General features: G+C 39.5%; 21 protein-coding genes and 1 pseudogene. 7 read left to right on the top strand and 15 right to left on the bottom strand.

Translation table 11 applies throughout. The features are described from left to right. Positions 1-13 precede the first annotated feature (13 nt). Entirely contained in the window at positions 14-448 is a 435-nt protein-coding gene (locus tag HQQ94_RS19945) for a GNAT family N-acetyltransferase (protein WP_173296062.1), read from the top strand. A gap of 233 nt (positions 449-681) precedes the next feature. On the opposite strand, the gene HQQ94_RS19940 is transcribed toward HQQ94_RS19945, so the two are convergent. After that, a complete protein-coding gene (locus HQQ94_RS19940; protein ID WP_173296061.1) occupies positions 682-1,260 on the bottom strand; it encodes a nucleoside triphosphate pyrophosphohydrolase family protein in 579 nt (192 codons plus the stop codon). A gap of 412 nt (positions 1,261-1,672) precedes the next feature. Between HQQ94_RS19940 and HQQ94_RS19935 the strand changes: the two genes are divergently transcribed. The 5 genes from HQQ94_RS19935 (at position 1,673) to HQQ94_RS19915 (ending at position 5,906) form a co-directional block, all read left to right on the top strand. Continuing rightward, the gene (locus HQQ94_RS19935) at positions 1,673-2,983 is read left to right on the top strand and encodes a winged helix-turn-helix domain-containing protein (RefSeq protein WP_173296060.1); all 1,311 of its coding nucleotides are present in this window, start codon (positions 1,673-1,675) and stop codon (positions 2,981-2,983) included. A 135-nt stretch (positions 2,984-3,118) separates the two neighbouring features. Continuing rightward, entirely contained in the window at positions 3,119-3,604 is a 486-nt protein-coding gene (locus HQQ94_RS19930) for a DUF1579 domain-containing protein (protein WP_217274079.1), read from the top strand. 137 nt (positions 3,605-3,741) lie between these two features. Then, positions 3,742-4,191, top strand: coding sequence for a GNAT family N-acetyltransferase (locus HQQ94_RS19925; protein WP_173296059.1), 450 nt, complete (start codon positions 3,742-3,744; stop codon positions 4,189-4,191). Between the two features lie 454 nt (positions 4,192-4,645). Beyond that, positions 4,646-5,443 carry a hypothetical protein gene (locus HQQ94_RS19920; RefSeq protein ID WP_173296058.1) on the top strand — a complete coding sequence of 266 codons (798 nt, stop codon included), beginning with the start codon at positions 4,646-4,648 and terminating at the stop codon, positions 5,441-5,443. Positions 5,444-5,558: 115 nt separating this feature from the next. Then, positions 5,559-5,906 (top strand): hypothetical protein, encoded by a 348-nt coding sequence (locus HQQ94_RS19915; protein WP_173296057.1) that lies wholly within the window; start codon positions 5,559-5,561, stop codon positions 5,904-5,906. A gap of 400 nt (positions 5,907-6,306) precedes the next feature. Here HQQ94_RS19915 and HQQ94_RS19910 read toward each other — a convergent pair whose 3' ends face one another. Next, positions 6,307-7,284 (bottom strand): transposase, encoded by a 978-nt coding sequence (locus tag HQQ94_RS19910; protein WP_173296056.1) that lies wholly within the window; start codon positions 7,282-7,284, stop codon positions 6,307-6,309. A 150-nt stretch (positions 7,285-7,434) separates the two neighbouring features. On the opposite strand from HQQ94_RS19910, the gene HQQ94_RS19905 reads away from it, so the two are divergent. After that, the gene (locus HQQ94_RS19905; RefSeq protein WP_173296055.1) at positions 7,435-8,403 is read left to right on the top strand and encodes an IS110 family transposase; all 969 of its coding nucleotides are present in this window, start codon (positions 7,435-7,437) and stop codon (positions 8,401-8,403) included. Positions 8,404-8,630: 227 nt separating this feature from the next. Here HQQ94_RS19905 and HQQ94_RS19900 read toward each other — a convergent pair whose 3' ends face one another. The 13 genes and pseudogenes from HQQ94_RS19900 to HQQ94_RS19860 all read right to left on the bottom strand — a co-directional run bounded on the left by HQQ94_RS19900 (position 8,631) and on the right by HQQ94_RS19860 (position 21,006). Then, a complete protein-coding gene (locus tag HQQ94_RS19900; RefSeq protein ID WP_173293111.1) occupies positions 8,631-9,548 on the bottom strand; it encodes an IS5 family transposase in 918 nt (305 codons plus the stop codon). A gap of 673 nt (positions 9,549-10,221) precedes the next feature. Further along, the gene (locus tag HQQ94_RS19895; protein WP_173296054.1) at positions 10,222-10,935 is read right to left on the bottom strand and encodes a hypothetical protein; all 714 of its coding nucleotides are present in this window, start codon (positions 10,933-10,935) and stop codon (positions 10,222-10,224) included. Between the two features lie 651 nt (positions 10,936-11,586). Continuing rightward, positions 11,587-14,703: pseudogene (locus HQQ94_RS19890) on the bottom strand (HsdR family type I site-specific deoxyribonuclease). Continuing rightward, on the bottom strand, positions 14,696-15,898 hold the full coding sequence (locus HQQ94_RS19885) for an AAA family ATPase (protein ID WP_173296053.1): 1,203 nt from the start codon (positions 15,896-15,898) through the stop codon (positions 14,696-14,698). Before HQQ94_RS19885 ends, HQQ94_RS19890 begins: the two are co-directional and overlap by 8 nt. Before the next feature lies 1 nt (position 15,899). Then, on the bottom strand, positions 15,900-16,067 hold the full coding sequence (locus tag HQQ94_RS22375; protein ID WP_309247288.1) for a hypothetical protein: 168 nt from the start codon (positions 16,065-16,067) through the stop codon (positions 15,900-15,902). An 8-nt stretch (positions 16,068-16,075) separates the two neighbouring features. Then, entirely contained in the window at positions 16,076-16,666 is a 591-nt protein-coding gene (locus HQQ94_RS22755; protein ID WP_254304112.1) for a restriction endonuclease subunit S, read from the bottom strand. After that, entirely contained in the window at positions 16,647-16,916 is a 270-nt protein-coding gene (locus HQQ94_RS22365) for a hypothetical protein (RefSeq protein ID WP_217274078.1), read from the bottom strand. The genes HQQ94_RS22755 and HQQ94_RS22365 overlap by 20 nt, the downstream gene beginning before the upstream one ends. Positions 16,917-16,985: 69 nt before the next feature. Then, positions 16,986-17,135 (bottom strand): hypothetical protein, encoded by a 150-nt coding sequence (locus tag HQQ94_RS22360; RefSeq protein ID WP_217274077.1) that lies wholly within the window; start codon positions 17,133-17,135, stop codon positions 16,986-16,988. Beyond that, positions 17,132-18,385: a type I restriction-modification system subunit M gene (locus HQQ94_RS19875; RefSeq protein ID WP_217274228.1), complete on the bottom strand. Its 1,254-nt coding sequence runs from the start codon at positions 18,383-18,385 to the stop codon at positions 17,132-17,134. The genes HQQ94_RS22360 and HQQ94_RS19875 overlap by 4 nt, the downstream gene beginning before the upstream one ends. A gap of 33 nt (positions 18,386-18,418) precedes the next feature. After that, positions 18,419-18,823 (bottom strand): type I restriction-modification system subunit M N-terminal domain-containing protein, encoded by a 405-nt coding sequence (locus HQQ94_RS23150; protein ID WP_217274076.1) that lies wholly within the window; start codon positions 18,821-18,823, stop codon positions 18,419-18,421. 51 nt (positions 18,824-18,874) lie between these two features. Then, positions 18,875-19,816, bottom strand: coding sequence for a nucleotidyl transferase AbiEii/AbiGii toxin family protein (locus tag HQQ94_RS19870; protein WP_173296052.1), 942 nt, complete (start codon positions 19,814-19,816; stop codon positions 18,875-18,877). Continuing rightward, positions 19,813-20,223, bottom strand: a complete 411-nt coding sequence (locus HQQ94_RS19865) for a DUF6088 family protein (protein WP_173296051.1) — start codon at positions 20,221-20,223, stop codon at positions 19,813-19,815. The genes HQQ94_RS19870 and HQQ94_RS19865 overlap by 4 nt, the downstream gene beginning before the upstream one ends. Positions 20,224-20,412: 189 nt before the next feature. Beyond that, positions 20,413-21,006 carry a tyrosine-type recombinase/integrase gene (locus HQQ94_RS19860; protein ID WP_173296050.1) on the bottom strand — a complete coding sequence of 198 codons (594 nt, stop codon included), beginning with the start codon at positions 21,004-21,006 and terminating at the stop codon, positions 20,413-20,415. Positions 21,007-21,128 lie beyond the last annotated feature (122 nt).

Raw genomic sequence — 21,128 nt, 5'->3', positions numbered from 1 at the left:
TGGAGATAGTTAAATGGAAATTAACGTTATTAATGCAACTGATGAGGTTAGTTTCGATGCTCTCGTCGCAGGTGTTCGCGAATACAACACTGAGATGATGGGAGATGAAAAATCAAAACCATTATCAGTGGTTGCTCATGACGAAAATGGTAAACTGATTGGTGGAGTCGCAGGACAAACTATTTTTAATCATTACCTTATTAGCGTTGTGTGGGTAGATAAAAAAGTCAGAGGAACAGGTCTTGGTCGTAGGTTGATGGAGCAGGCCGAGGTTGAGGCCAAGAAACGAGGCTGTATGTCAGCTGAGCTAGACACCCTTTCTTTTCAGGCTCCAGGGTTTTATGCAAAGCTTGGGTATGAGGTTGTAGGGAAGGTGGAGGGCATTCCCAAAGGGCATCATCGATACTTTTTGTTGAAGAAGTTTGAACCATCACTTGCTGACAGTTAATCTTACGTTCAGATTTGGTGACTTTTACCAAGCTTATTATAGGGATTATCTATCAAATGAAATGTAAATTAGCTGATTAGGGGGTTAATTTTTAATTTAACCAGCTATTTTAACCCTATAAAATGAGGTGCTTTCTCTGTATTTGGTGCTAGATCTCAGCAATCAATAACACAAAGAAAGCATACTCTAGGCGGTAAAGCCTTTAAAAATAAGTACACCCAAAAATGAACGACCTAAGCTTGTACTAATTTAGCTAAATCTGCTGGGCGATAATATACGGACTTGAGCACTTTTCCTTGACGTACCACTTTACCTGCCATATCGACATCTTTTGCGCACTTAGCAATGATAAAGTCACCTTGCTGGCTACCTATAATTTCAACACCTTGTTTAGCGTAAAACTCAACCGTTTCGGCAAGCTCAGTTTCGTTGCGGCATACCTTACTCATGTTGCTTGAATGTACTTCATCCCAACAAGTTAAAAAATCAATTTCACGGTTTTTAGCGACATTTAACAGCAGATCTATAATGTAGCTAATTTCAATGCGATCGTTAACCTGTGAGGCGCCAAGGTGAACGAGACGGCCCATAAGCACGTAAACTGAGTCAACAATGGCATCTGCTTGCTCGATACGAGTATCAGCTTCGGCAAGTTCGGTGAGCTCTTCAATGGCCAATGATGTGTGCAATGTGTCAGCTTTATCATCCAATGTGGTTTCATCTTCACTGGGTAAATCAAAGGTTGAACGGAACTGGAGTATGTCACGATAAAGATGATCGAAAAGTGGCTGAGTGAGGGCTGTAAGTTTCATGAATAGGCCTTGAAGTCTTAGTTCGAATGTGAATAGCGGCAATTCTAATTTAATCGCCGATTAAAAGAAACCCAAGTTATGCTTTGTCATATAGGGTTGTCCATACTGTCGGTGTATTGATTATTTTTAAGTGTTAATCTTGGTAAGATAACGGGTTCTTTTTCTAAGATATGTTGTATAAGTTAAATGCATAACTCATTGTTTATTATGATATTGTTTTTAATGGAAACATTATTTATGATATTTTAATTGAAGACATATCATTGTTAGAGTACCCTTTTATACTCATTCATTACCCAGCTCAATAACCGTTAAAGTATTGTAAAATTTGGGGAAATATATAATGCATGTAATCCTAAAAAAAGATTAATCATATCAATTAAAGACCATAGGGTGATAAAAGAGGTATACGTTGTTAGAAGTGACACCTTACTTGACATTAAATTGTGAAGCTAACCATCTTGTTGATCATGTTAATAGCACCAGAATAGAGCTCACTTTTTCTGAATCTGCCTTACTATCTAGGCTACTCTCAACGCCTGATGCCATTTGTGATAAAGACGAACTCTTGCAGGTTGGATGGCCTGATCGTGTTGTAGCGTTAACTTCCTTGACTCAGTGTATCAGTACTCTCAGAAAGAAGTTAGAACCTTATCCCGAAGTGCAACTCAAAACCATCGCTAGACGTGGGTATCAACTGCATCTCTCAGTGAATGTTGATGTAAAGGTGGCGGCTAAAAACAAGTGGGGAGCGATAAAAAAGCCCATTACTGCAGTACCATTAATGGCTAAAGCCTGTGGGATATTTGTGGTTATCTTACTCATTATGTTTGGCTGGCTTAACAGCGATTATTTTGCTGTTAAGCAAGAGGTGAGTAAATGGCGTGCAGATAAAACGATCTCTCTTAATATAGGAGGCACCCATGAGAATGCAGTGCTTGTTTACCCTAAAGGGGTGGATAAACTGGATCCTTTCATGTGGCAAAAAAAAATAGCTCCCGAGACCAATTCTATTCCTGCCATTGACCGTTTTGATGCTTTCGCATTTACTGATGGACAGCATTATTCTTTTGCTAGTTGCCCAACCAATAATGAGGGACATTGTATTGCTGATCAAATGATTAATCTGGCGGCAATTAATTCGGATCCGGCTGCTTTAGACATGAGTAAATTCATTGAATTAAGTCAAAAAATGGAAAATAGGATCCGCTACAATAGAGTGTTAATACCACCGAATGTAACATTTGAAAATCAAGGGCAAAAAACAGATGTAGAGCCTGAATTCGTTGAACACCATTACTATGGCGACATTTATTTCCCTGTCGCTAATGAGCTGTTAGTTCGTGCTGATCTGGGAATATCTTTGGTTTACGAAGGGGAAAGTAATGGGCAATTTTACTCTTCTACCTGTATGACAGACGAGGATTGTTTAACAACACCGATTAAATATCAAATACGTGGGCAGTTTGAGCAATATAAAGGAATGTTTGATAAGCTAGAGGTGGATGTTTTTCATGTAAAGTTAACTCAAAAAAACCTCATTAAACCTGAGACGGTGAGTGCATCTGCTATGGACTTGTATCGAGAAATAAGGAAGGATAATATTCGTGATGAAGCGCTGTTTTATTATCGGATTCATCAGGATCAACAAACGTCCGTTTGGGTGGTTCCCCTGTTCGGCAATATCATTGTTTGGACAAAATATGAAAGAGTTGAATTATAGAGGCTTGCGAATGAAGGCTATTATATTTAGGTTATATTACTATGTGTTAGCTCATTTGTAAATAAGCCACTGTTTAAATATACAGTTGTTTGTGTTATCGTAACGATAAAGTAAACCAATACATAAGGAATTATTGTGGTATCAGAATTAGCATCTTCATCAAGTGATTTTGACTTTATAGTTGGCAATTGGGACATAAAACACAAACGATTAAAAGATATTCTAAATGGTAGCGATGAGTGGGTTGAATTTTCAGGAGTGTCATCAGCCATTAAAACTCTCGGTGGTAATGGAAATATAGAAGATCATATTATTGATTTTCCAGAATCTTCATTTCGAGCAAAAGCAATTCGCTCATATAATGAAAATTCTAAAAAATGGGCTATCTGGTGGCTTGACGGGCGGATGCCAGATGTAATTGATAAACCAGTTTTAGGCGAATTTGTAAATGGAAAAGGTCTTTTTTATGCAAATGAAGAATATAGTGGTGTACCAGTAAAGATAAGGTTTACTTGGATTTTAGATAACCCAGATTTTCCTGTATGGGAGCAAGCATTTTCTAAAGATGATGGTGAAAGTTGGGAAACCAATTGGATAATGGAACTTTCAAAACGTAATTAAGCTATACAGTGGCTTCGTTCAACAAGCCACTCAAGCAGGGCAAATAACAGTGAGCTTTTGCTCCTTCATCGCTTATTTTAACCAGCAATTATTTCTTTCTTAGTGTGGCGTTAGGTAACAAGGAGTATTATTTAGCTATGGCAATTAGTTTACGAGAAGTAACTAAAGATAATTGGAAAGATATTATCTTACTAGAAATTACAAAAGAGCAAGAAGAGTTTGTCGCTTTAAATGCCGAATCAATCGCAGGTTCTAAATTTAACGAACACTATGTTAATCGAGCAATCTATTCTAATGAAGACCCCGTTGGCTTTATTCAGTACTTTCCTAATGATGAAAATGATAAGCCAAATGAAATTTATATTGACCAATTTATGATTTATGTACAGCATCAGGGGAAAGGTTATGGTACGAAAGCGATTAAGTTAGCTCTCGATGAAATCAAATTACGAGAAGCTTATAAAGCTATTTCAATATGCTACGTTGAAGGACATGATGTAATGAAAGGCTTCTTTGAACGCTTTGATTTTAGTGTTGTTGAGCAAGATGAGTTTGATGAAACTATCATGGTGCTAAATGTTGCTTAATTATAAGTGTTGAACAAACCTGAGCTAGTGATAAATTGTCCTTTTTAATAGCAGAGCAGGAGAGTCTGTATCAAATTTCAGTATTATTATTTTTTCATCATTGTCCAATGCCTGAGTGAGTCATTCCTGTTAAGGATGGAATCAAAAGTAAGAGTAGCTAACTAACGATTATGGCGTCAAAAATATACATTTAACCTAACTATATCGATAGGTTGGAGTTGAGCGATATGGTTTTGGGCCTCTAGCTAGTACAAAAGATAAAAAAGTCATCCCAAATCCAAAATTATTGCAACGCATGATAATCATTTTGTGCTTAAAAGTTTATTGGCTCAAGTAAGTCATTCAAAAGGACTCATAGCAGTTGGTTTTCACTTCTTCATCAATTATTCTAACTGATTATATTTAGTCTGTTAGCAGAACATTATGTTTTTTCCTAGAAAGGTAGTATTATTCGATGAGTAAATTTGAAGCATTCCCTCCGAGGGTTTTTGTTCTAGTTCCTTCTAATAGTGAAAATGCTCTTGTTATTCGGCGTGCTTCTGCATCAAAAGTAGCGGTGTACGGTTGGAACGTTAAAACAAATAAAATTTCACTGAGCCAATGGCTAAAAGGCCGTATTTACGAATATTTTAGTGACATATCACCTGATGGAAAATATTTCATTTATTCAGCTAATAAGAAGGGAGAAGGGTACACGGTTATTTCATATTCTCCTTGGATTAAAGCTATATCTTTTTGGCGAAATGTTGGAGGTTGGGGTGGTGGTTTATTTGTAAATAATAAACAGTATATGCTGCTTGACGGTAGTGATAGTTATAGCAAGTTTATAAGTAACGAATTAAAGTCTACTCCTAGGAATGCTCAAATTTTAAAGCATGGCATTTACGAAGCAAGGTTAATAAATGATGGGTGGTTGCTCGATAGTTCAAGTAAAGGCCTATCAACTTATATGAAACAGTTGAATAACGAGGCTAGTTTAATTAAGGTGGTTGATTCAACTGGTGATCGTTGTTTAGAAGGTAAAGGACGTTTTTGGGAGAATCATAAAATTGTAACAGTAACAGAGACTTTTACAGAGACTGTCTCATTGGAAGATTGGGAATGGTGTGAAATAATTAATGGTTACTTATGTTGGAGTGAAAGAGGCCGTCTATTGCAAGTTTTAATTGATAACAATATGAACATAAATATCCCTCAGATAATATACAATTTTAATGATGAACATTATGAAGAAAAATGTGCCCCATATTAACATCATAAGCTATTCAACATAATCAAATCGCTGTGGATGGAGCTCTGCTTTGCTAAACATTCCGGTTGATTATTAACCGATTCTTATCGTGGCATTATGTAAAAAAGGAAATAGCATGAAGCATTATGGCTTGGTATCTTTACTCCCACTTTTAATCGGGTGCGCTGAAGGAAGACTTGATGTGTTAAGCAGAGATCGAAATATTGTTGGATATTGCTCCGCTGATTTCAAATTTCATCCGTATGGTGCGCAGGATTCAGTAAACTATATTTTGTATCTTTGTGCTAAAGAGAACATTGATAAAGGGTATAAAATTTCGGATGAATCAATATTAGAAAATGATTATAGTCTACCCTCGCCCCCAAAGGGGAAAAGGTGGGATAACAAAAGAGATGGGACAGGCATAACTTTATCAATTAACTATGCCTGTCTTGATTTAGCTGCCTTTGTTGAGAATTGTTAACTCATAACACTGGCCTTCATCGGTCGGTTAGCAGGGGAGTTCAATCAGGCGGATACCGCCAAGATGGCCTTGATGTGGTGGGGCAGCAGGATAAAATCGCCGCTGCCGTAGAAAAATTGACTGAAGCACGTCATAAAAATCATAGCCATAAAAATCATAGCCAGCCATTATTAATCAATAACATACCGACATCCCCGCGAGCCTTCAACGTTCTGCAAATATCAACTCATGAAAGGAAGGAATGTTAAGCTCATATAACCGAGTGCTCTTAACAAAATGATGCTTTTTGTCGTAAAAAGTTGATTTTCAGGCAAGGAGTATTTGCTCTGTTGATAAACTGAGGAAGATTCTATTGGAGGTATATTAGAGCTCTGTTGCACTAATTACGTAAATCCAGCGCCTAGCCTACTTTCAGATACTCACAACTCGTAGAAAAATGCCGTCGTCTTTTATTTAAGTGTTCACAGTAGCGACTTAGCTCTTGCAGTGTCCCTACTGGCCCATGAAATAGGTGCCCAAACTCTGTGGTGATTTTGAGCCAATTTTCAGCAGGAATGTTTAACCTCGTTAATATCTTATCTGCATTGGCTGAGATTGCCCCGCGTTTATCATCTCGAATAATACGACCTGTTTCATCAATTAATTCAAGATAGTCTTTCAGCGCGAAGTTTATGCCTTTGGGTTGATTAAGTCGTTCATTCCCAATAAAGGGAAGTAATCTGGTAGGCTGCTTTCCATTGATTGCCGCGTTGACTCGCAATTGAAGGCTGGTGTAGTCTGAATTCTCTGGCGTATTGGCCATCTTAGCCCGAATAGGATTAAGTTCAACGTAGGCCATACAAGCCAGCACTGCCGCTTCATCCAAAAGCGCTTGAGATTTAAACCGTCCTTCCCAGAAATGACCCGTGCAGTTATCTTCAAAGTTGGCTTGCCTAGCAATCGGCTCATTAAGGCATCGCATAAACCAGCTAATATCACTCAGCCGTGAGCGGTAAGTCGCAATAAGATGTTTTAACTGACTCACTTGGTGCTCATCAATCACTTCACCTCGAGCAAATTTTTGTGTGAGTGCTGTGCCGTTAAAGCATTGATGCCATTGTTCTACCACCTCCCTATCTGACCAGACATTGGCTTTATCTAAATCGATATATAACACAATATGCAAATGATTACTCATCACCGCATAGGCAGCCACATCAATCGCAAAGACGTCAGATAATTTAAGCACTTGCGCCTCAACCCAACCACGTCGATGGTCATAGTTTTTCCCTGTGTACTTATCATCACCACAGAGATATGCGCGGCGCACGACACGGCTACAACAATGATAATAAGGCGTGTCTTCGATACTGATTAGCGTTCTTCTAGGGCGAGGCATAACTCACTCCAATCACATCACCATGATTAAATTTTAGTCACAGCTATAGGAAGTGCAATTAACGATGGCTGATGAGATGGACGCTCCCTAATTCGGCGTCAATGCGCCAAACTGATGTCGACCATTCAGTTACATTAAGGAGCGTCCACTATGAAAGTTACCACTATTGCTATCGATCTTGCAAAGAATGTATTCCAAGTACTTGGAATGACTGCAGATGCTAAGAAAGTCTATAACAAACGGCTGAACAGAAATCAGCTTAAAGAGCTGTTATGCAACACGCCTGCTTGCACTGTGGTTATGGAGGCCTGTTATTCATCACACTATTGGGGCCGTGTCGGTTTACAATTTGGTCATAACGTTAAGTTGATACCCGCTCAACATGTTACCCCATTTGTTCGCGGGAATAAAAATGACAGTAACGATGCATTAGCTATCTTTGAAGCAAGTTCAAGACCTAATATTCGTTTTGTGCCAATTAAGTCAGAGGCCCAGCAAGAGGTCTTGATGATGCACCGAATAAGAGACCGGTTAATCAAGCAGCGCATTGCTTGCACCAATCAAATTCGAGGGTTATTGGTTGATTTTGGCTTTGTTTTCCCACAAGGTTTTACCGCTTTTGAACAAAACATCTGGGATATTATCAATGACAGTGAGCAGAGACCTTTACTCAGATATCTCCTCAACCAAGTTTATGATGAATACTTGCAAATAACTAAGCAACTCAAAGACCTCAATAAGTTGATAAAACAGAAGGTAGAGCAAACCGAAACAGGACCGATACTGCTCAGCATACCGGGTATTGGTCATGTAATAGCCTCCGCTTTTGAAGCTTGTATCGACAAAGGCCAGGCTTTTAATGGCCCTAAAGAACTCGCTGTCTGGCTTGGGCTAACACCGAGGCAATATGCCTCAGGAAATAAAAGCCAGATTTATGGTATTACTAAGCGTGGTGACAGCTATTTACGGAAACAACTCATCCACGGTGCGAGAACCGTTGTTAGTCATGCACACAAAAAAGATGACGCACTCAACCAATGGATAACTCAATTAAAAACGCGAATAGGCTTTAATAAGGCCACGGTAGCGACAGCACATAAACTGGCAAGGCTGATGTGATATTATTAAAAAAAACAAACACGTTATCAAGCACAAAGCGGCCAAACGGCAGAGATAATATCATGCGTCTGATAATGTTAATGGTATCGACTATCAAGCAAAGCTCGTTCAAGACAAGGGCCGATACTGAGCCCGACTGGGTGTAGTGAGCACTTGATAGTCACCTCTTAGGGCGTTGTTGCTCAAATCTCGACTCTAAACGCAGCACCCCAAGGTGTTTCACCCAATTAGGCAGCGTGTTTCCTAACTGGCATTCCTAACCCTATGACTTTATTCATTGCTTTAACACCCGCTAACGCTTCACCTACCTGAGCGTTATAATCCCGAAGACTCAGTTTTGGACTAATTAACTGTTTATATCGATACATCGCTGTTTCTGATAGTGATCTCTGATGATAATCATTATCCTGTTTCCATTGCGCTAATTGGTTAGCCTTGAGTGCTTTTACTGCTTCATTTCTGGGGTGGTCATCCTCCCAATATCCAGCATGACTTCTCGGAGGGATAGTTGGCTTGCATCCTTTGCGCTGAAGTAGTTTATGACATGCCTTAGTGTCATAGGCACCATCAGCTGAGACTTGAGTTATATTTCTTCTTAATGGGTTAAGTAATGTGGGAAATACTTCATTATCGGCAACGTTAACTAAGCTTATTTCAGCTGACACAATTTCATGGGTATTACTATCCACTGCAAGGTGTAGCTTTCGCCAAGTACGGCGTTTTTCTTTACCATGCTTACGCGTTTTCCATTCTCCTTCTCCATAAACTTTCAGACCTGTTGAATCAATCACAACATGTGCCGCAGAGCCACGACTCGGTGCTCGATAGTTGATCTCAACAGTCTTAGCTCTTTTGCTTATACAGCTATAACTTGGTGAGGTCAGTGGCACATCCATAAGTTGAAATACAGAGTTGGTGAATCCTTCAAGTGCTCGTAATGACAAGTTAAAAACGCCTTTCACAACGAGTGCTGTTTCAATAGCAACATCAGAGTAAGTGAACCCTCGACCACGACGCCCGTGGTGTTCACAACAATACCAAGACTTAATTGCTTGCTCATCAATCCAGAAAGTGAGTGAGCCTCGATTAATCAACGCCTTATTGTACTGAGACCAATTGGTTATTTTATGTTTAGATTTTCCCACTTTTCAGCTTCCGTATAGCTATCTTTAGGGATCAGATCACGCTAACGGCAAAAGGTTCCCTCGATTTAGGAAACAAGGCTACCTCTTAGAGAAGTGGTTAAATTGATGACAAAAGACTCAGTTCATCCTACATAAACCCGTTAGAGACAAGGGTTAATAACCCGACTGGCTGTTCAAATACTTTTAGGTGTGTAGGTACGGAATTCATCAGGGGCGCATTTTCTCTAAAAAGAGAACGTGTTAAGCCCGTATATATGTCAGCACTATCGCTTAAAGCGAAAAGAGTCAGTCAATAAACACGTAACGAGAGGTAATAGTTAACAAAGAAACTAAGGTCAAAAATACCTTGGCTAGATGAGTATTACCTTGACTAACCGGGAGCGTCCATATATGTCTATGTTCTTTTCTTGCCTGTCCTATCTTTTACCCAATCAAACCCATGAACAGCAAAGGTTTCAGCCATTTAACTGTAGTAACTAACTTTAACAGTAAAGCCATAACCTACTGAATAATAATGAAAAATATCGAGTTTAGGAAAGGCGAAAATTTACCATAAGATCAAGGGGCTCGCCACCAAGAAAACCTACGTTTTTTTGGTGGCCTCAATTACCATAAATAAATCAGGTAAAACCAACAAGTAAACCCATTGATTAAAACTCACAATTATCTCACGTTAGAAACGAGACCAATCTGTTGGAGTAACTACAGTTCCATTTTCTTGGGTATAACTTGGGTTTGACCAAGATGTACGTTGGTCCTCATTATTCCTAATTTCATTCCACACACAAAAGAAATCAAAGCAAGGAGCTGAATTATACAGCACAGATCTTAATGAAGGTCCATTCCCATCAGCTGGAGTGACAGTAAATTCCCAAACGTACAAATTTCTTTCGACTGTTGGGGTGACTGGAACACCACCACCAATAACTTTTACCTCTTGCCCTGCTGAAAATTTTTCTCGACCTAATCTTTTAATTTCATATATGTATTCTTTACCTACTACATAATCAAAAGGCTGATTTCTAATCTCGTCAGGCGCATTTTGAATTTTTAAGATATCGACCTGAGCGGCTTGTAGTGATGAAAGTGAGTTGTAATCTAATACTCCGCCACCATGATTAGCTAATCCTCCCCAATTTACTTGATGAGACTGAAATCCACCATGCGCCGCAGTGTTGTTATTGAAGTTTACTTGCAAAGCGAAGAAATTTAAGAAATTTTCTCTCGAATGAGTTGTGATGGCATCGACTGTTATATGTATGCTGACTCCTATCTTATTTTTGTTTGCTGCGGAAGGGAAATAAACATGTCGTGAATGAATCTGAAAAGTTTCATCTCCTACTATTATTCCATTATTTGCTAAGGGATTTGCTGGCAATGCGGTCATATTTTATTCCTTGCGTTCTATTTTATGTGAATATTTATTCATTTGTTGATTCGAATAAATATGTATATGTAACAAAGGGCTCTTTGTATAAACAGTTGCAGGACACCGTAATTATAGAAAGGGCACTCCGATCTATGAGTGTAACTCCTTGTCACTGAGTATTAAGATCCAATAAAACGTAGCATTTAATATTGAAAGTTCAAGGTTGAACGGTAAGGATTTTCAAAGTTGTGGGTCTAAGACTTAAGTAGAAAGAGATAACAAAGAGATGGGACAGTCATAACTTTATAAACAATACAAAAAAACCTTCCACATTAGCTTTTCTATAGCCAAAGATTTACTCGCCTTTTGAATTACGAAACGGATAAAGGGGCATGAACGTGTCAGCAGCATTCCGCTGACACATCGCTGGACAGAAATCAGTTAGTGCTTTTTCTCAGGTAAGTAAAAACGTAGATTATTAATCTATTATTCCTCCACACGAAAATGCATAATAAATCAAGAAATAGACATTTTAATTTAGTAATCCGTGACATATGTCAAAAAAGGGATTGGCCTTTCCTAAAGCAGTGTCTATACAAACAAGCTCAAGCTCTTTTCACTATAACTACAACTACTTGTTTCCGAGCTAAGTCAAAAGAGCTCTGTATACTAAACCTGTCGACCCACCCTTTTGAACTTCTCAACAAAAGTAACGATTTTTTGAAATACACTTTGCTTTTTCGTTTTGTATTGCGGGTTAAGTGGACTCATTTTAGGAAGTGCTGAATTGAGTTCGGTGCCATTCTCACTGGCATATTCGCGTTTAAGCGATGCCATTATATAACGTTTAGCGGCTTCCTCATTAAGACTTTCACTGCAGATTAATTCTTCTGCCTCACGCTTTAACTGTATTTGTGCAAACTTATAAAAGGCATCAATTATGCTTGCTTTGTCACCAATGTAATCCAAATTGGTTTGGTTAATAAAATCAACAATCAAACTTTCTTTGCCACGATTACCCAAGCTAGCACGAATCAATCGGCGCACTTCTTCAATGAGTTCTGCTTTACCTTTACGCTTTTTGTTATGTTCGAAAAGCAATTCGAGAATGTAATCAAGATTGATCTCTTGCGATTTAAGCAGGTCAACCTCAAACACCACGTCATCCCAATCAATGGTCGATTCGTTTTGTTGGTTTACTGCTTTTTCACGGCGTAGCCAATCACGTGTATCGTTATAGGTTGAACGATAGTCTTGAACCACACGCTCTGGCGGAACATCAATTGCTTGCATCGCTTTGAGATCGTCATCATCGACGTAATACTTAGCTTTGAATGCCTCAACCGCTTCTGCGTCTTCCACATCGACACTTTGCAGGGCTTTTAGGCCCGCAAATTCATCGTAGTTTTGCAAAACGTTTTCAATACGTAGATATTCACCAAACAGCTTGGCAAAAGCTTTTTTATCTATCTCTTTTACGATGTCATCTGGGCTAGGGAAACGCTCTTTTAACTCTGCAACAACCTGATTGTAACCACGACGAGCTTCCCCTGTTGCGATGTCTTTAAAGCCTTCCATATACTCTTGGTAGCTTTTCTCTAACACGACGTTCTTGGTGTTCTTATCGCCAAATAGTGTAATAGCATCAACGGTCGCTTTTTCTAGATCGCGGAAGGTGACAATATTGCCAAAGGTCTTGGTAGCATCATAAATTCGATTGGTACGTGAATACGCCTGCATTAAGCCGTGGTAACGCAAGTTCTTATCAACAAATAGGGTGTTGAGTTTCGGCGCATCAAAACCTGTAAGGAACATACCTACCACAATCAATAGATCTACTTCCTGATTCTTAACTCGTTGAGCTAAATCACGGTAGTAGTTTTGGAATCCTTTGCTGTCTACACCAAAATTGGTTCTAAAGTGAGTGTTGTAGTCATCAATAGCTACGCCCAAAAACTCCTTAGCACTACTATTCATTGCAGATACATCAAAGCTTTCATCAGCAATGTCACCAATCGCATCTTGCTCTTCGTTAGCAGCAAAAGAGAAAATGGTAGCGATCTTAAGTGGGTGCTTACTAGCTTTGCCCGTTTCACCTTCGCTCAGTAGCGCACTAAAGCGCTCGTAGTAATCTTTAGCTGCATCAACACTACTGACAGCAAACATCGCATTAAAGCCTTTACCGCCCGCCTGTAATCGATGCGTCTTTTGACGATAGTTATTTAAGATGTACTGAGAGATTTCACGAATACGATCTTTGTGTAAAAAGGCTTTCTTTTTATCCAGTTCGGTTAGCTTACTCTCATCGGTTTCAGTTTCAATCGCCTTAAACTGGGGGCGAACATCGTTGTAATCGACCTTGAACTTCAGCACCTTCTCATCACGGATTGCATCTGTAATTACGTAGGAGTGTAACTGACGACCAAACACGTCGCCTGTAGTCTCTGCGCCTAATGCATTCAAAGGGAAGATTGGCGTTCCAGTAAAACCAAACTGATAATACTTTTTGAACTTCTTCTTAATGTTCTTCTGCGCTTCACCAAACTGGCTACGGTGGCACTCATCAAAAATAAACACCACTTGCTTATTGAAGATAGATAGGCCACTTTCGCTCTTGATAAGGTGGTTCAGCTTTTGAATAGTGGTCACGATAATTTTGTTATCGTCTTTATCCAAGTTGCGTTTTAACCCAGCAGTACTATCAGAACCATTTACGCTATCAGGAGAAAAGCGTTGATACTCTTTCATGGTTTGATAGTCGAGATCTTTACGGTCGACAACAAAGAACACCTTCTAAACAAAATCTAATTCGGCAGCTAAACGCGCAGCTTTAAAGCTAGTGAGTGTTTTACCAGAGCCTGTGGTATGCCAAATGTAGCCGCCGCTCTCAGTATTAGCCCAACTTTTAGTCTGATATGAACTATTGATCTTCCACATAATGCGTTCAGTTGCGGCAATCTGATACGGGCGCATCACCAATAATGTGTCACTTACATCAAATACACAATAATTCAGCAATACATCAAGCAGGGTATTTTTCTGAAAGAACGTAACCGTAAAATCCTTGAGATCTTTAATTAAAGAGTTATCCGACTGTGCCCAGTTCATGGTGAAATCAAAGCTGTTTTTGTTACGCTTAGTGGTATTGGCAAAGTAACGAGTATCCGTGCCGTTAGAGATCACGAATAACTGAAGGTATTTAAACAGCGAGTTTTCAGCATTAAAGCTCTCTTTGCTGTAACGGTGTACCTGATTAAAGGCTTCTCTAATAGCGACACCACGCTTCTTGAGCTCAACTTGTACCAATGGCAAGCCATTGACCAAAATGGTCACATCGTAGCGATTAGCTGAACTACCAGCTTGCTCAAACTGCTTTATAACCTGCACTTTATTGCGAGCAATATTCTGCTTATCCACCAAGTAGATGTTTTCAATATGCCCGTCATCAAACACAAAATCGAAGATGTAGTCGTCATGAACTTTGCGGGTTTTGTCGACGATGTTATCACTAGGGTTATCTAAATACTGCTCAACAAATCGTTGCCATTCTCCATCAAGAAAGCTCACATTGTTAAGTGCTTTTAGCTGCTTGCGCACATTAGCTAGCATCTTCTCAGGGCTATTTAAGCCAGGGACATATTCGTAACCTTGATTTTGAAGGTCTTCAACCAGCTCACGCTCAAGATCGGCTTCGCTCTGGTAGCATTCATTGACTTGCCACTCTTTGTTGTACTTATCTAGGACAATAAAGTTGTTTGATTCTGCAATGGTTTTGTAATCAGTCATTTTGGGCTTCCAGCTTCCAGTAGCTATAGTTATTAACCAAATTATCGAGTAGTAATTTAACCATCTGCTTTTCTTGAGGGGTTGGTTCCGCAATAGCTTCGTTTGAAATCGTACTGTGGCTGGTAAATTGAATGATACGGTTTAAATAACCTTGCTTATCGCCAGGTGCAGATTCTAATAAGTCTCCCCACTCTGGAAAGCCCAAAAAACTCGCTGTTTTTTCGTATAAATTACGCAGCAACATAAAGTGATAACGTTCCACCTGATTATTTTCTGTTGCATGCTCTAGCAACCGTTTCAGGTGTAGGTGATAGGAGAAGCTTTTATTGGAGTCTCCAAACTTAACATTCAGATCAAAGGTACCATCTTCAAAACGTTCCAGTAGGTAGCAACCGTCCTTTCTATTGCGCTTGCTGAGGTTAAGCGCATTGTGCAACACATTGTAAAAAAGAGGGTTATGCGTGGTAATAATAAACTTAAGGCCTCGCTCGCCAGTATAGTCACTAGACTTAATTAACTCAGCTAAATCCACGGCCAGCTGGATAAGATGGTTTTCGTCCAAAGAACTAACTGGATCATCAATAAAGACGTATTTCAGATTATCAAAGGACTCTGTACTTCTATCGATAGGATCTGGAGTATTAAGCTCTTCTATTACTTGCTCCAGCAAGCTATAGAACACACTCCAAATTAGGTTACTTTCTTCCCCCTTGGAAATCTTGATTTTTGTAAAAATTTGTTCTCCGCTCCCTTGCGAGAAGCTTACTTCCGAGAATGCCTTAACCACAACATCTTGGTCATTCTGATCTTTGGTAGTATATTCAGCATTAAATGCAGGCATCACCGTACTACTAGTAAGGCGCTGGAAGTGTTCGATAATATTTTGGTCTTGCCCTTGGTCTTCAAGAATCCATTTAGTGAATCTATTCGGGTGGATTTTTAGCTTTCTATCTTCATCACCATTTAAGTCGTTATCCCAATAAAACAAATCTTCAGTGAAGGCATTATAGTAAAGAATATTCTTATGAGACAGTTCTGATGAATCATCATCTATAGCCTCGATTTCCTTTTCTAACTCTTTTTTGAATTCTCTTGAAAGACGAGTTTTACCTGTGCCATTAAAGGCATAGATCAACTGTACTTTCTGTGTCGATGCTTTGAGGTCTTGTGCAATTTCAGCTAGTGGCTTGCCCATACTACACTGCCTCCGTCACATCTGCTTTAGAGAAGCTAAGTAGCAAATCACGATAGTATTCATACTGCTTTTGGCGCAATTCAATTTCGCGAGGTAGGCCTTCGCGGATTGAATTTGTGAACGCGTCAAATTTATCCAAAATGGTCGCTATACGTTCCTGTTCTGCGATTGATTTCTCTAGACTACTAGGAAATGGGATTGGAATTGGTATTCCATTATTTTTGCTTTATTGCCTCGTGGCATTTTAGCGCCTTTGGCATGCTGCATGTTGTATTCAAAGAACTTATCATTAGCTAAAACATGATATAAAAATCGAGGACTCACTGCTGAGTCAGTGGTGCGCATAACAAGTACATCCCCATTTGTTCCACCAGTACGGTCTGCATGCCATATCTTTTTCAAATACGGTCGAATATTACCGATTAATATATCTTGATTGATGTATTTAGTTAGATTTCCTTTTTCTGGAACACGGCTTGAGTCTGTTTTTCCAGCTCGGTCTTGCAACAGGTTTTCAACACCAACATAGTTATTTTTATTAAGCTCCTCAAAGATAATACGACTTTGGGAATACTCAGATATTTCGCTTAGTGTCTTCCACTCAACTTCACCTTCTTCAAAACTTAGCAATTGGTCGCGATAGTATTTGTATTGTTTTTTGCGTGCATTAAGCTCGGTTGTAAGCTCGGTAAATGCATCCAAAATTCGAACGATTTCACCTTGGATCTCCAGAGATTTTTCAGGGTCTTCAGGGCATGGGATTGGCACTAGTATTAGCTAAGTTGTCTTTTGAAACTCTGCGAACTTTTGCCCCGGTTATATATGGCTTTTTCTGCGTTTGAAATTCAGCTGTTCGAAAAAAATAAGCTAGGAACTTAACATCCTGCTCATGTCTAAACAGCATCATATCACCAGAAATAACGGCTTTTTCACCAAGCCAAGCTAGCGGTTTGATAACATCTTCATCGTTTTCTGAGGTTGTTGCTAACAATAGATCGTTTTTATTAGCTTTCTTCAATTTAGTAGCTAATTCAGCTGATACAAAAGTAAACGTTTTGTCTGCTGATAAACCGAATTTAGTATAGATCTAACCATAATGAATGGCAGGAAAGCCTATTTCTACAAAGTCTTTTTTTTGCAAGCCATTGCCACGAATAATTTCACCGAATTCACCAAGAGGCTTCAATTCAACTTCTGCACCATCAAGAAGTTTTGCCATAAAGCTCAACTTGCTCATGCCTCACTCTCCGCATTTTCAATCTCAGCAATGATGGTATCGATATCTATACGCAATCTATTAATATTGGCAACCGTTGTAGTTATTTCGCTGTTGAGCTGAGTGATATCAACCTGTTCACTAGTATTTTTAGCTTCAACATAAGCACTTACAGAGAGGTTATAGTCGTTATCCGTGTTTGCGATTACTTCGTAACTAACGGATTGAGCCACGTGTTCAACATCAGCTTTGCTATCGAACATCACCATAATTTGTTCGATATGCTTATTTGTTAATACATTATTGTTTTTTCCTTTCTTAAAGAACTCTTCACCGCTAGCGTTAATAAACTGGATGTTGGTATCTGTCTTGCTTTTAGACAGCACCATGATATTTACCGCAATGGTAGTGCCAAAGAACAGGTTAGGAGCAAGCGAGATAACCGTTTCTACGTAATTGTTATCAACTAAGTACTGACGAATTTTCTTTTCTGCACCACCACGATAAAAAATGCCAGGGAAGCAAACAATGGCCGCACGCCCTTTGCTAGATAGGTAATTGAGCGCATGAAGTACAAAGGCAAAATCAGCTTTAGATTTTGGTGCTAGTACGCCTGCTGGCGCAAAGTGATCATCGTTGATCAGAGTTGGGTCATCGCTGCCAATCCATTTAACTGAATACGGTGGATTAGACACAATGGCATCAAAGGGCTTGTCATCAATAAAGTGTGGTTCAGTCAGCGTGTTACCCAATTGCATATTGAACTTGTCGTAGTTGATGTTGTGCAAAAACATATTCATACGTGCAAGGTTAAAGGTGGTGTGGTTGATCTCCTGGCCAAAAAAACCATCTTCGATGATATGGTTATCAAAGTGTTTCTTCGCTTGCAGTAGCAAAGAGCCTGAGCCTGCGGCAGGGTCATAGATTTTATTCACGCTGGTTTGCTTGTGCATGGCCAGTTGAGCAATCAGCTTAGACACATTTTGCGGCGTGAAAAATTCCCCTCCCGACTTACCCGCATTAGCGGCATAGTTAGAGATCAAGAACTCATAGGCATCACCAAAGAGGTCGTTTTCATTTTCTTCAAATTGACGAATATTGAGCCCAGCAACACCTTTAAGTACCGATGCTAGGCGGCTATTCTTATCTTTTACCGTATTTCCTAGGCGATTACTGGTGGTGTCAAAATCAGCAAACAACCCCTTAATATCGGCCTCTGACGGATAGCCATTAGCTGAGTTTTTAATCTCTGCGGGTTTAATTCCCCGCAGCTTGCTGCGTAGGCTTTTAGTCTTTCAGTACAATTAATACCCCGCTTCGCTCCGCGAAGTCGAGCCAAAGCGAGAGGGCTTGCCACGGGGATTTTTATTCGATTTAAAAATGTTAGCCAGATCGGTATTTAGATTCTGATTCTTATTTGCATTAGCTGCGATATTTACAAACAACTCGCTTGGGTAGATAAAGTAGCCCTTGGTTTTTACCGCATCCTCGACGATCTCGTCAGTGATGATATCGTCGCTCAACTTAGCGTAATTAACGCTATCGTCGCCGCCTTCAATATAATTGGCAAAGTTTTCGCTGATAAAGCGATAGAACAAGGTACCAAGTATGTATTGCTTAAAGTCCCAACCGTCTACTGAGCCGCGAACATCGTTAGCTATTTTCCAGATTTGATTTTGGAGTGCCTTACGTTGTTCAGTACTTGTCATCGGTGATCTTCCGTTTAATTTTTATATGTTTGTTTGGTGTAATTGGCCACTTCAATAAGATTCAATAAGATTTAGTGCTATTTTCTTAAATGAAGCAAAGCTGGTATCAAAATCGTATGGTTGAGGATTGAACACCATCGGGGTAACAAAGTCACTAAAGCGCTGACGAAACACAGGGTTATCTTCTAACTCTCGTAAACCAAGACACAACTCGTGTACAGGATCTGCGACAAACTCAACATGTTGATTGCCAAAGCGCTTAACGTCTTCTTGTAATACTGTACGAAATAGTGGGACTAATAACTCGATATCAAGATCCTGCGCAATATAGATACAATGCACGTCGTAGATATGACGAACCAAGGTGGTATCATCTTTACGATTTTCACTACGCTTAACTAACATAGTGCGGCGCAATATAGAAAGTACCTTTTCTACCAAAGTAGCATTAATAGAAATACAAGCGAATGCATTCACTTCTTGTGGTTGTTTATAAAGCTCTGATACCAATGATTGAATTGTGCGTTCTTCCACGACATCGAGCGGAATGTTTTTCATCAGTTCAAGTTTGATGATTGGCCGTAAACAGGGGACTTGGCTAAATTGTTGTGGGTATTTTAGCTCATACTCAATATAACGGTATTCATCCCGAACCTGCTTTTTTTCGATGGTAAAGTAACTTGATTGAATAATGGCGGCCTCAATGTGTTCAACCAAGGCTTTACGGGATGTTTTTTTCTTGCTTAGACTAAGAAGCTGAAATATCTCCGTAGGGATGAGTTTAATATCCACGTCTTCTGACATGCGGAGTATTTTAACATTGGATTTAGCAAGCGCGGTGCCACCTGAGAAAACCATTTGATGAGTGTCAAATATTAGCTTTTCGAGTTCAGCGAGTAGTGTGACCACCCAGTAATCTTTTTCAATAATAGCGGGGTTTCCGAGCGCTAATGCATCGGAAACCTCTAAGAACTGTTGTTTTAGTTTTTTCATCGTGAACTTGGTGTGTTCAATACTCTGTTACCTACAACCAACTTGCGATTGAACTGTTTGGGATCCCACGAGTAATGGACAGATGATGGGATTTGAGTGCTTTCACCTGATAGGCTTTGTAAGGACAGGCTATCCATCACGAAATCAACACCGTTCATTTTTAGGATTTCACGCATAAGCGCATCACTGCCACCTGGGTTGGTTGGCATTAAACGTCCAGTAAGGCTGTTTACACGCGCTTTAGTATATAGGCCATAACCAAGTTTCATTATCTCGCCCCGATCAATTAACTGATTAAGGGCGCGGCCAATTTGGTCATAGCTAGCAATACCATCAAAGTCTTTACGCTCAAAGACGTAACGTCTTGAACGCTTTACTTTTTGATAAATACAATCAGCTGCTGTCATTTTAACCTCCTTACTCTGCGATAAAATGAGTATAACTGAACGCAAGGTCAATAGGAATAAATACGGCATGAAATCAAGTGTAAATACGACAAAAATAAATTAAGTTAACACCTTAACCATATGTATTGATTTGATTAGTTAAGATGTTGGCATTAGTCAACCTCCTAATTAATTAACCGTTCAGCTAATTTATAAGTCTATACCCTCAGAGATATTTAGCGCATCCTCAATCTCGACACCTAGGTAACGAATAGTATTATCCAATTTGACATGCCCAAGTAATAGCTGAACAGCTCGGATATTTTTTGTTCGGGCATAGATCATGGTAGCCTTGGTTCTACGCATTGAGTGAGTACCGTATAAATATGGGTCGTAGCCTAACTGAGCAGCCCAACGGCGAATAATGGTTGCATAACAACTGTAACTCATCGATTTACCTTGTTTACGCGGACTAGGAAAAATGTAATCCGATGTTGTTAAGCAGCTTTGCGTCAGCCACAGTGTTAATGTCTGAGCGGTTCGAGAGGTAACATCAAATTGAACTTCCCTTCCTGTTTTACTCTGTCGATATAGGACTCGACTGTGAATGACACCACCTGAAGATATATCTCTGACTTTCATTCTCAATAGGTCACATGAGCGTAGCTTACAGTCAATGGCAAGGTTCAATAATGCCAGCTCTTTTACATTGCCTTCTATCTCCAGTCTGGTACGGATCCGCCATATATCATCAAGTTTTAATGGTTTTTTCTGCCCAGTAAAATGGCCTTTTTTCGTCCACATAGTATTCTCCTGTATTGCTATCGAAATGGCCTTATTAATTTTAGTTGCAGAGTAGGAGTTTTGATTTTGCATAAGTATGCAAAAAGCAGGCTCGACGGATATAGACTAAACGAACATTGATA

Source organism: Shewanella sp. VB17, assembly GCF_013248905.1.
Classification (GTDB): Bacteria; Pseudomonadota; Gammaproteobacteria; order Enterobacterales; family Shewanellaceae; genus Shewanella.
Note: the sequence above shows the minus strand (reverse complement) of the source record. Positions and strands in the feature narration are given on the sequence as shown.

What these genes read in the sequence shown, in the direction of transcription:
- HQQ94_RS19865 (WP_173296051.1), bottom strand. Translation starts at nt 20,223, where the DNA reads ATGACAGCAGCTGATTGTATTTATCAAAAAGTAAAGCGTTCAAGACGT.
- HQQ94_RS19885 (WP_173296053.1), bottom strand. Translation starts at nt 15,898, where the DNA reads ATGGGCAAGCCACTAGCTGAAATTGCACAAGACCTCAAAGCATCGACA.
- HQQ94_RS19945 (WP_173296062.1), top strand. Translation starts at nt 14, where the DNA reads ATGGAAATTAACGTTATTAATGCAACTGATGAGGTTAGTTTCGATGCT.
- HQQ94_RS19870 (WP_173296052.1), bottom strand. Translation starts at nt 19,816, where the DNA reads ATGAAAAAACTAAAACAACAGTTCTTAGAGGTTTCCGATGCATTAGCG.
- HQQ94_RS19910 (WP_173296056.1), bottom strand. Translation starts at nt 7,284, where the DNA reads ATGCCTCGCCCTAGAAGAACGCTAATCAGTATCGAAGACACGCCTTAT.
- HQQ94_RS23150 (WP_217274076.1), bottom strand. Translation starts at nt 18,823, where the DNA reads ATGACAAGTACTGAACAACGTAAGGCACTCCAAAATCAAATCTGGAAA.
- HQQ94_RS19915 (WP_173296057.1), top strand. Translation starts at nt 5,559, where the DNA reads ATGAAGCATTATGGCTTGGTATCTTTACTCCCACTTTTAATCGGGTGC.
- HQQ94_RS19905 (WP_173296055.1), top strand. Translation starts at nt 7,435, where the DNA reads ATGAAAGTTACCACTATTGCTATCGATCTTGCAAAGAATGTATTCCAA.
- HQQ94_RS22360 (WP_217274077.1), bottom strand. Translation starts at nt 17,135, where the DNA reads ATGAGCAAGTTGAGCTTTATGGCAAAACTTCTTGATGGTGCAGAAGTT.
- HQQ94_RS19940 (WP_173296061.1), bottom strand. Translation starts at nt 1,260, where the DNA reads ATGAAACTTACAGCCCTCACTCAGCCACTTTTCGATCATCTTTATCGT.
- HQQ94_RS19920 (WP_173296058.1), top strand. Translation starts at nt 4,646, where the DNA reads ATGAGTAAATTTGAAGCATTCCCTCCGAGGGTTTTTGTTCTAGTTCCT.
- HQQ94_RS19925 (WP_173296059.1), top strand. Translation starts at nt 3,742, where the DNA reads ATGGCAATTAGTTTACGAGAAGTAACTAAAGATAATTGGAAAGATATT.
- HQQ94_RS19895 (WP_173296054.1), bottom strand. Translation starts at nt 10,935, where the DNA reads ATGACCGCATTGCCAGCAAATCCCTTAGCAAATAATGGAATAATAGTA.
- HQQ94_RS19860 (WP_173296050.1), bottom strand. Translation starts at nt 21,006, where the DNA reads ATGTGGACGAAAAAAGGCCATTTTACTGGGCAGAAAAAACCATTAAAA.